This window comes from Bradyrhizobium sp. JYMT SZCCT0428 (assembly GCF_018131075.1).
GTDB lineage: Bacteria > Pseudomonadota > Alphaproteobacteria > Rhizobiales > Xanthobacteraceae > Bradyrhizobium.
In genome coordinates, this window is the sequence record NZ_JAFCLS010000110.1 from 1 (window position 1) to 10,069 (window position 10,069).

At 54.1% G+C, this 10,069-nt stretch carries 8 protein-coding genes; 5 read left to right on the forward strand and 3 right to left on the reverse strand.

The genetic code is table 11. The features are described from left to right. Positions 1-295 precede the first annotated feature (295 nt). The 5 genes from JQ575_RS42960 (at position 296) to JQ575_RS42980 (ending at position 7,468) form a co-directional block, all read left to right on the forward strand. A complete protein-coding gene (locus JQ575_RS42960) occupies positions 296-472 on the forward strand; it encodes a hypothetical protein (protein WP_212039187.1) in 177 nt (58 codons plus the stop codon). A 550-nt stretch (positions 473-1,022) separates the two neighbouring features. After that, complete coding sequence (locus tag JQ575_RS45985; RefSeq protein ID WP_283842704.1) at positions 1,023-1,148, forward strand: hypothetical protein; 126 nt, start codon at positions 1,023-1,025, stop codon at positions 1,146-1,148. Positions 1,149-3,104: 1,956 nt separating this feature from the next. Next, positions 3,105-5,009, forward strand: a complete 1,905-nt coding sequence (locus JQ575_RS42970; RefSeq protein WP_212039188.1) for a hypothetical protein — start codon at positions 3,105-3,107, stop codon at positions 5,007-5,009. 253 nt (positions 5,010-5,262) lie between these two features. Further along, positions 5,263-6,723, forward strand: a complete 1,461-nt coding sequence (locus tag JQ575_RS42975; protein WP_212039189.1) for a glycosyltransferase — start codon at positions 5,263-5,265, stop codon at positions 6,721-6,723. 7 nt (positions 6,724-6,730) lie between these two features. Then, a complete protein-coding gene (locus JQ575_RS42980; protein WP_212039190.1) occupies positions 6,731-7,468 on the forward strand; it encodes a class I SAM-dependent methyltransferase in 738 nt (245 codons plus the stop codon). Positions 7,469-7,503: 35 nt separating this feature from the next. On the opposite strand, the gene JQ575_RS42985 is transcribed toward JQ575_RS42980, so the two are convergent. The 3 genes from JQ575_RS42985 to JQ575_RS42995 all read right to left on the reverse strand — a co-directional run. Beyond that, a complete protein-coding gene (locus JQ575_RS42985) occupies positions 7,504-8,340 on the reverse strand; it encodes an FkbM family methyltransferase (protein ID WP_212039191.1) in 837 nt (278 codons plus the stop codon). A 127-nt stretch (positions 8,341-8,467) separates the two neighbouring features. Next, on the reverse strand, positions 8,468-8,632 hold the full coding sequence (locus JQ575_RS42990; RefSeq protein ID WP_212039192.1) for a hypothetical protein: 165 nt from the start codon (positions 8,630-8,632) through the stop codon (positions 8,468-8,470). 399 nt (positions 8,633-9,031) lie between these two features. Next, positions 9,032-10,069, reverse strand: a 1,038-nt coding sequence (locus JQ575_RS42995; RefSeq protein WP_283842705.1) for a calcium-binding protein, incomplete at its 5' end; no start/stop codon positions are given.

The window sequence follows — 10,069 nt, forward strand, 5'->3', positions numbered from 1 at the left end:
TAGGTCCTCACAAGGCGCTCAGCCGCATGCTGAATATCCTCGCGAAAGACACAGGCGAGAAGCCAGTCAAGAAGGCGTAGACCCGATGAAGGAAAGTACTCAAGCCAAAATCACGGCTGCCGTAGCCGCTGCTAGAGGAATAGCACAGAAGGCACTAGCAACCAGTCCAAACCCCGAGTGGACCGAGTTATGAAATGCGCTCAATTGACGAGTGGATCGCCCTTCAGGATGTGAAACTCGAGCGCCCCGAAGCCATCCGCCGGCTTGTGGAGTTGGGGCTGAAGGCGAAGAAGTGATGAAGCGAAAGGTGACGACAGATGCAGAGCGGGAGGCCGAAAAGGCCTTCAAGAAGGTCGAGACAAAAACGGCAACGAGCGAGCATGAGAAGGCAAAGAAGTCCTTCGATGAAAATCGGGAGCGGCTAAAGGCCGAGCGGATAGCGCGCGAAGCGGGGCCGAAGGCGAAGAAATGAAGGCATCAGAGCGCTACGCGAGGGTGCTCCTACTCACGGGCATGTCGGTAGTATGGGTCGGTTCGGCGTGGTTAGCGGTGCGACTGCTGTGGGGCTAAAGGCGAGCGGAAATAAGGAAAGGACGGCTCATCCAAATAGAGGTGACGATGGACGGAAAAATATTCAACAGCGAAGGACAGTACGTCGCTGCCGTTATTGCAAACGAAATTTATGACCTATCCGGAAGGAAGCTGTATAAGCTCCGCCGTCAACAAATCTACAAACTAACGGGCGAATTCGTCGGACATCTAAACTCTACCGGTGCTGACAATCGGCTCGCCAAATCGAGCGACCGCTTGTTTCCCAACGCCCCCGCTGGTCGAGCTGGGCCTTAAGGCGAAGCGGAAATGACAGACGACGAGGCGCGTAAGGCTGAACCTGACTCCCACGTCATTTCAACGCACCGGCCATCCTTCGTAAATGGCCTTCCCTTAACAACCAGCGGCGCACCGAGAGCACCGGTCCATACCTGCTGATCGACGGCACCCTGGACGACTGCATTCGGGAGTTCATGGCCAAGCCCGACTCCACTCGGCATTTGTATGAAATTCAGACAGCGCCGCAGCCGCCACTGGTCACCGAGATCCTGTTGTCCGAGCACGTCGCTGAACTCGCGCGACTTCGGGAGTTTCTTTGATGCCCGACTTAAGAGTGTTTCAAATCCGCCATAGAGCGAGGTTTTGCGATCGTGCTGGAGAGTCGGCTTAAGGCGAAGAAATGGCCCGCCTGAGGGCTGCCGCATAGCAGAGTAGTGCGCTCCGGAAATTGAATTGGACATGTTTCGATCCAAACAAGCCATAGATTCGCTTTGCTGCGTTCACCGTAGTTCTTACGCAGTTGTACCTAGACCAGAACGAAGTAAGGAGCGGGGGCTGCATTCGCTGAACCGCGTAGGTCCGTGGCCTTTCGGTTTTTGGGTTGGGCCCCTTTTCAGTTCTTCAAGAGGCCGTAAAGTTGCCACAGGATGTTCTAGGCAGTAAGTCTATCACGGATGGGCCCTCGTCAGGCGCGAGAAGTGATGGGAAAGATTGCCCTCGTTGTCGTCGCGGTCTGCAGGTTCTGATCGACTGTAGCCTACGATTTGTTTTCCGAGCGAGACGCTCTGCCTTTAGCCTCTCAAAATTCGACCGGAAGGCATCATCGACCTTTTTTTTGCGTGCAGTGAGGTTCTGCTCCGCATCCCAACGAGCTTTTTCTTTTTTTGCCACACGCTCTTTGGTGAGTGGCTGCTTATCTTTGTAAGTATATTCCATACCTAGCGCCACCTAACGAGCTGCAGATGGTTTGGCTTTTTGCGGTAGCTTTCAATTGCACGGTTTGAAAGCATTAGAGCCCGACTTGAATTTGACGCCGATCAACTTCCCGGTCCGCCATATCACTGTACATCTGATACGCTCAGCGGCGATCAGAAGTGTAAATTGTGCCGGGATGCCAACCGGACTGACTACCTCAAGCCCCGCTCCAGTCTCGGACCGGTTACGAATGAGACAGGCGATCGTGCGTCCGCTGAACTCGATAATACCGGTCTTCACGAAGAGACCTCTGGTCTGCGCAATACGATAAGTTCAAAATTGGAGAACGCCTATGCATTTGCTTTCAGGGGCAATCGTAATGCGAGCCACGCTAATTTTGTTTAGAACAGTCGCAACGGAACTTGCGTGTTAAGCTTGATGTCCGCATTGCGGGTTAATTCTGGAACCGCAATGCTTACGAAACCACGCTAGTCGCGGAACCTCCGCTACCAAGGGCTCTTTGCGATCCGGCAAACTGCGCAGATGTGCGTCGTTTCGCTCAGTTTGTAGGTAAGCGCTGTTCTTACGCCACGGCTTTGAGTTCTTGCGTTCGGTAGGCCCACGGCAGCAACTGATCGATATCGCGGTTTCCGCATCGATCATGACGGCTGCCGTTGGGGCGCTCTACGTGGCGAAGGAAGAGGGTCGCAACCGGGTATGCGTTGCCGCCGTTTCACTGGGTTCGCATTTTCACCGCGAATGCTGAAACGTATTCAGTTGCCAGTAGGAAAGCGATTGATCGGCTTCACGGTGCCAGCCAAAAAACCAAGGTGTTGCTTATCGACGCAATAGAAAACCATTTTCAGAATACTTGGTTGCTCAAAAAAAGCTTGGCACACTTGGCCAGGGCAAGGGCAAGGTGAGCAGAGGTTAGTTCATTTGGACAGATTGCTGAGTGCGCCGGATCTACGCGGCTACAGTTACGGAATGAGTCCGGAGGTGCAATTACTGGGCCTCACCTTACCAACCACTTTCGAGATTAACTTTCGTCGCCCCTATAAGATTTCGCGCTCAGTGAATCAAACACCCTCAGGACCGGCATTTTAGATTTCCGATGAAATGCCTACGGCTTAAGAAGATCCTCAACAGTATTGGTCGTCCCTTCACGGCCGAAACGATTTTGGCTCACCGCAATCAGGCGATCAAGGCGCATCCCGTACTCGCAATTGCACGGGTTCCAGTGCTTGTCCGTGGATGATGTGGCCTTAAATACAGATATCCCTTCCATCGCAGGCGCCATGGCTACTACTATTGTGTTGAACGTCGAGGAACTGCCAAACATGAGGCGACGGGAGGCTTCAGTGCTCTCTTTTCTGGCTCGTCATTCATTCGGAAAATTGATCGTTTTCAGCATCGTTCTCTCGATATCTCTTTTGGCCCTCATTAGACAGCTACCCATCGAGGCGCTGCGATATATCAATCCCATCGGACGGTATGTTTTCTTTGCCGCGATGATGCTCTTCCTGTTTGATGTCGCCCGGGAACGGGGCTGGATAAAACATCGACAACTTCCGAACTGGATTACGTCGATTGACCGACGCTACACTATCGCTGCATCCTGTGCCTCGGCTTTCGCGCTATGTTTTCTGGTCCTGCTTGCAAGCTGGACCAATGGAGGCACTCAGGACTACAGCGCTGTCGGCGGTCTCGTACCCTATAACGACGCAGCGGCGTACTTCGAGGGCGCCGAGCAATTGCTGCAAGATGGCACATTCACGAACTTCTCGGAGCGGCGTCCGCTGAACGTGGCGTTCTTTGCCGCCAGGCTGCTGGTAGCCGACGAGAATATCTATTGGGCGATCATCCTTCAAGCGATGATCGCTGCGCTGGCGCTGTATCTGGCATCTCTCCAGATGTACAGGCTGGTCGGCACCTCAAATGCGGCCGTGTTTTTTGCAATCAACTTTGCATTCCTGAGCAGCTGCCTGCCCCGCACACTGAGCGAGCCACTGGGCATTAGCCTCGGCCTGCTCGCATTCACGCTCTATTGCTCGAGTATCGTTCGCCGAAGCAAGGCTGAATACGCCCTTGCAACTCTCATTTTGACCCTTGCTCTGCTGGCGAGGGCCGGCGCGATGTTTGCGTTGGCTGCATCTACGCTTTTTGCGGTGTTGTTTTTTGCGGGTTCCTGGAGGGCGCGATGTCTTGTCGGGGCCATGACCATTGCAGCTATCACCACCGGCTGGCTCATCAATGCCCTGCTGGTAAAGATCTACGGAACTGGCGGAGCAATGCTGTCCAATTTTTCCTATGTACTCTATGGCCTGTCGCAAGGCGGCAAGGGCTGGCTGCAAGCCGTGGCGGACCTCCCAAATCTGAGCGGCAACGAACAACAAATGGCGAAAGCGCTCTATCAGAAGGCTTTCGAGTCGATCCTGTCCAATCCTCTCTTGTTGGTTAGCGGCATCATCATGGCGCTTTGGAAGAGCGTAGCATCCTTCCCGATCGATCTTTTGACCCTGCTTGGCGATGGCAGCGACGGCGGCCTCCCGGCCAGCCGCCTTCCAGCTGTGCTGGCGTCGGTGTTATTAATACCGCCGCTACTGTTCGGTGCGTGGCAGCTGGTTTCCAGGAGGCCCTTCGTTGTTGACGCTCTTCAATGGTTCCTTCTGCTTCAGTTGATTGCGTTCATCGCGTCGCTGCCATTCTTCTACCTCGACGGCCGCATCCGACTTGCGGCCGCGACATTTCCGTTCACCGCTGGTGCGATCGTGCTGATACTCGCAGGCTGCAAGCGCTTCTCGAATCTCGACGGCATCGTTCTTGATCGAATCGTCAGCCGCTACGCTGGCGTAATCGCCATCCTCGTCGTTGTGGCGTCGGTTGCCGCACCGAGGTTCGCTCAGATGCGTCCCCCACGCGGAACTGAGTCTGTTAGTTGCGAAACCCCCGACATACGTCTGCAGATGCTTGTCGGAACGGGGACAGCCCACGTTAACGTTCTGGACGACGGCAAGAGAAGCGAGCTTCCAAACATCCGTCGCTCTGATTTCCGGATTTCCGATAACAGCGAAATACAGGAATTCTGGAAGAATCTGAGTTTTCCCGCGACAATTCTGATCGGTCTGGATCACAACAGCCGTCGCTCGCAGTTCCTCGTAGGGCCCCCCGGGTTTGCGGACGGACCGAGAAGGCTGGCTTCGCTATGCGCGACACCCCTCAGCCATGGCGTGTTGTCGTATCGTCCCGTCATGAAAGTCGATTAGAAAGGACAGTAGCGGCGCGCTCTAACTCCGTCATTCTCCTTTCATGTCGCCGAGATTGGCGTGAGCCGCGCCGCCTCGGCGTCATCGGCGACGCGTCGCTCGCGCCATTTGTCCAGGGGAACCGCGATCAAGACAACCAAGGCGACCGACAGGACCACTTGATCGAGACTGCCAAACTTCCGTTGCCGGGCAGCTTGGTATGCTCTAACACACCGGGTAAGTGCCACGCCGATCGATTGTTGCGAGTTGACGTATGCCCGCCGTCACTACCCCACCATCGAACTCGTCCACATCGCCACACAAAGAAGCCATCCGCAAACTGCACGACGAGCTTGCGCCGGAACGCAATCGCTGGCTTCGCAAAGCGGCATTCTTCCACAGCGAAGACCTTCTCTATCTCAAGTTTCTCATTCCAGCTGGCAGCCGGATTCTGGAACTCGGCTGCGGTACCGGACATCTCTTAGCTGCCCTGAAGCCTTCTCAGGGCGTCGGTGTTGACATAAGTTCCGGAATGATTGAGCAGGCTCGCCAAACCTATCCCGATTTGACCTTCCTTCAGGGTGACATCGAAGACCCTACATTCATCAACTCGCTGTCGGGGCCATTCGATGTCATTTTGATAATGGATACGCTCGGCGTGCTTAGCGACTGCCAGCAAACATTCACCAACCTTCATCAGCTATGCGCCCGCGAGACACGATTGATCGTGGTGTATTTCTCGCATCTCTGGAAACCAATCCTCAAGCTTGCGGAACTTGTTCGGTTACGTAAACCTCAACCGCCCCAGAATGTGTTTTCGCCGCAGGACGTCCATGATCTCGTAGCGTTGGCTGACTTTGAAGCAGTCAAAGCCGAGTTAAGGATACTGTCGCCGTTATGGCTGCTGGGTATCGGACGTTTTCTGAACAGATTTATCGCGCCGGCTCCCGGAATTCGCTCCTTGTGCTTGCGGCATTACACGGTCTGCCGCTCACTCCTTAACAAGGATGACGGAATCCATTCGGCGACGGTCGTCGTCCCGGCGCGCAACGAGCGCGGCAATATCGAGCAAGCGGTACTCCGCATTCCGCAATTTTGCGACGATATCGAAATCATTTTCGTTGAGGGGCACTCTCGGGACGGCACGTGGGAAGAGATCCAACGGGTCATGTCCGTCTATCCCCAACGCAACATAAAGGCAATGCGCCAACCCGGGAAAGGTAAGGCCGACGCTGTTTTCGCGGCCTTCGATGTCGCACAGGGAGATGTGTTGATGATCCTCGACGCCGATCTCACCATGCCCCCGGAACATCTCCCCAAATTCTGGGAAGCAATCCGATCGGGAAAGGGCGAGTACATTAACGGCTCACGCCTCATCTATCAGATGGAGGACGAGGCAATGCAATTCCTCAACCTTATCGCCAACAAGCTTTTCTCTATTATCTTTACGTGGCTGCTATCCCAAAGATTCACTGATACTCTGTGCGGCACCAAGGTCCTGCGCCGCAGTGACTACGAGAAGCTCAAGGCGGGTCGCAAGTACTTTGGTGATTTCGACCCCTTTGGAGACTTCGATATTATTTTCGGCGCATCGAAACTTGGCTTAAAGGTAGTGGAAATCCCAATTCGCTACGCCAAACGCACCTATGGCGAAACTCAGATTTCGCGATTCCGGCATGGTATTTTGCTGCTTCGGATGGTGGCTTTCGCGTTCTTTCGAATCAAAGCATTGTAATCTCAGAATGTCTGACGCTTTAGACAGCTATCGTTCGGCCTGGAACACAAAGCCGGTTCTTCGCTTGGTGTATGATGACTTTTACAACCGTATCGCGGGCATTTGCCGACCGGGAACTACGATTGAAATCGGCAGCGGAATCGGCAATTTGAAGGAAAAAATTGGGAATGTAATTTCCACCGACATTCAGTTCGCTCCTTGGCTTGATTGCGTCATGGATGCTCAAAGCCTGCCGTTCGCTGCAAAGACTGCCGACAATATCGTCATGGTAGATGTCCTGCATCATGTTGAGTACGCCACCGCTTTTTTTGCCGAGGCGGACCGCGTATTGCGTCCGGGTGGACGGATCATCATGGTCGAACCCGCAATCACATGGGGGAGTAGTGCCTTTTACAGGCTCTTGCATCACGAGCCGGTAGTGATGTCTGCCGATCCGCTCATTGTCGGCGCGCCGAATCCCAAACGGGATCCTTATGCAGCCAACCAAGCCATCCCAACACTTCTTGCGACGCGGGACCGCGAGCGCTTCCATCGCCAATTTCCGAGGCTGCGGATCGACCGAGTTGACTGGTTTTCCCTGCTGGCATACCCGCTGACCGGCGGCTTCAAGTCTTGGAGCCTTGTATCCGAAGCGACCGCTAGACGGCTGCTACGAGCCGAACGGGCCATTGAGCCGCTGATCGGACGGGCGTTGGCTTTCCGATTGATGCTGGTGGTTGAAAAAAGTGATACCACCGGTGACTAGAGGTAAGAGCCACACTTGCTTGCAATCAGATTTTTCTAGGCCTTGGCAATGACATTGATGCTGGCCCCATCGCGTGTGGAGTTCGTAATCTCATCGATACCCAACTCGCGCCAAGTAGTATTGCGCTCATCATAAAAACGGTATCCAATCGGGATGAAATAGCTAAACAGTTCGCGCAATGATTTTCCGTGCTCTTCAAGGACGTATGGCGCAATTTCCATCACGAACACTGGCCGATCACGGCTCAGCATTTTCTCGGCTCCAGCAAGCACTTCGCATTCATATCCATCTACGTCGAGCTTGATGAGTGAAATCCGCAAGTCGCCAAGCTCAGCAAGCAATCCATCCAGACTACGTGTCGGCAAGCCATCGGTTGGCATCGGTTGGCCAAGATGCTTTTGATGGAAATCTTTACCGCCCGTTAGCGGCCAGCTTGAATAGATTTTTGGCGGGGCTGAATCAGCATTAGCTGATCCGACAAAGCATTGGACTGCGGTCACCCGCTCGGGCAGACCCGGATTAAGCGAGAGATTGCGCTGTAATTTATGAAACGCGAAAGTTGTCGGTTCGAACGCAAAAACCCGACCTTTGGCTCCGATCAAGCGCGCCATATGTAAAGTATGCGCGCCCACATTCGCGCCAATATCAAGTACGGTGGTCCCAGGTCTTACCAGTCGAGTGAGCGCTTTCGAAGTGGACGGTTCGTACCTTCCAAGGTAGATGGCGAAGTCGATGCCTTCGGCCAAATCCAATTCGAAACGATTGCCGTTTCGATTCACGATGCAGCGGTCAGATTGTCCAACGACAGATCGCGCCTCGTGCACGAAGCGGTAAGCAATTTTTGCAAGCGCAATTTTTTGCTTGGTTTTCATGAGTTACAACGCCCGGTCGAAAGAAACATTGTACCTTGCGCTTCTAGAGCCGACTTTGATTTGGGAGCCGGTCAGAATACTCGGTTGATGCGAAAGCTCGATCGTGAATACTCCATTCACTGCCCCCTCATTTGTATGGCGGTTCAAAAGCAGACGCGATGTCTTTAGCGAGATAGCCATTCGCTTGAATGCAAATTTCTTGTTTCGGTGCTGCCCGATCCACCATTCCTGCAACAACGTTCTGCCTAGTCGTTACCATCGCTACGATCACCGCCATCGCGATCACTGCCATGCGCGGCGCGCGAAACGGCGACCCTTCGAAGTTGCGCGAGCGCCACCCCGGAACGCTAGCAGAATCCACGGATCAACAAAAATCGAATAGACAGGTGAAAAATTGTTGACAGATAGTAGCCGATCTTTTCGTTAACTTTCCACGCGGCACCCACCAAAAAGACCGGTCTTTCCGATATCTCGAATGTGCCGAAGGTTATCCCGCAACTGAATGAGCAAATGGCCGTTCGTATCAAACAGGATGGCTGATGCGCCCTCTCTCACTCAGCGAGCACTACTGCGACATATCGGTTGGCGAACGGTTGGCAGGGCGTATTGGAGCATGCTTCCGGACCAGAGTCTTATGAAGAAAGTCGCCTCAATCGGCGGCTTGCTTATAGCCATGAAAACATGGCCGAAACTATGTAAATGTGAAATCAGAAGCTAGGAGCTGGTTCTTGTTTACGCCGATCAGCCAGAGAGCTGTGTTGGCATCAACCGTCACGACCGAGAAAGAGCCGTAGTCGGTGGTTGCTGCTATTACAGCGCCAAAATTCGTAAGTCCCGTTCCTTGCAGCGCAATACTGTCTCTACCGACCTCGAAGTCGTTGACAACATCAACGCCCGAGCCAGCATTGAATACAACTCGATCAATGCCGCCAGACCCCAGAAACAAATAATCGGTTCCTGCACCGCCGTCGAAAGTATCATTTCCGTTTTCGCCAAGCAGAACGTCGACGCCGTCACCGCCATACATTGCGTCGTCACCATCTCCCATATAGAAATAATCCTGACCGGCCCCGCCGTATCCGGCGTCGTTGCCGGCAGCCATCACAAAGATATCGTTCCCCGCGTCGCCAATTCCGACATCGTTGCCGTCGAATCCGTAAAAGTAGTCGCCTCCATCACCGCCATACAGTGAGTCGTCCCCCGCCTCTCCTAACAGAACGTCGACCCCGCCTTCACCAATCAGGACATCATTGCCATCGCCTCCATATAGATAGTCCTGATCATCGCCTCCGTAGCCGGTGTCGTTGCCGTCGCCGCCGATTAGCACGTCGATGCCGGCGCCACCAACGAAGACGTCATTGCCGCCATAAGCATAGAAATAGTCGTTTCCATTGCCGCCATAGCCTGTGTCGCTCCCTGGCCCTCCAATAAGCACGTCATTGCCCGCGGTTCCAACACGCGTGAGGGGAGGAAAAAGCGTATCGGAGTTGAACGTGCCGTCCCCGAATTGCAGGCTCTCAATATTGAGCAGCGTGTCCGTGCCATCGGGGCCACTCACAGTCGCTTGGCTGCCACTGCCAGAAATTGTGTATGCAGACCGGTTACCCGAAAACACCGCAGTATCGCTACCTGCGCCGCCATCAAGCGTATCATTGCCCGCAAGACCCGTGAGGGAGTCGTTACCCAATCCTCCGGTGATAGAATCGCCGCCGGCATCACCAGTCAGCGC

Coding starts and splice junctions, on each gene's coding strand:
- JQ575_RS42960 (WP_212039187.1), top strand. CDS start 296: ATGAAGCGAAAGGTGACGACAGATGCAGAGCGGGAGGCCGAAAAGGCC.
- JQ575_RS45985 (WP_283842704.1), top strand. CDS start 1,023: ATGGCCAAGCCCGACTCCACTCGGCATTTGTATGAAATTCAGACAGCG.
- JQ575_RS42975 (WP_212039189.1), top strand. CDS start 5,263: ATGCCCGCCGTCACTACCCCACCATCGAACTCGTCCACATCGCCACAC.
- JQ575_RS42980 (WP_212039190.1), top strand. CDS start 6,731: ATGTCTGACGCTTTAGACAGCTATCGTTCGGCCTGGAACACAAAGCCG.
- JQ575_RS42985 (WP_212039191.1), bottom strand. CDS start 8,340: ATGAAAACCAAGCAAAAAATTGCGCTTGCAAAAATTGCTTACCGCTTC.
- JQ575_RS42990 (WP_212039192.1), bottom strand. CDS start 8,632: ATGGCAGTGATCGCGATGGCGGTGATCGTAGCGATGGTAACGACTAGG.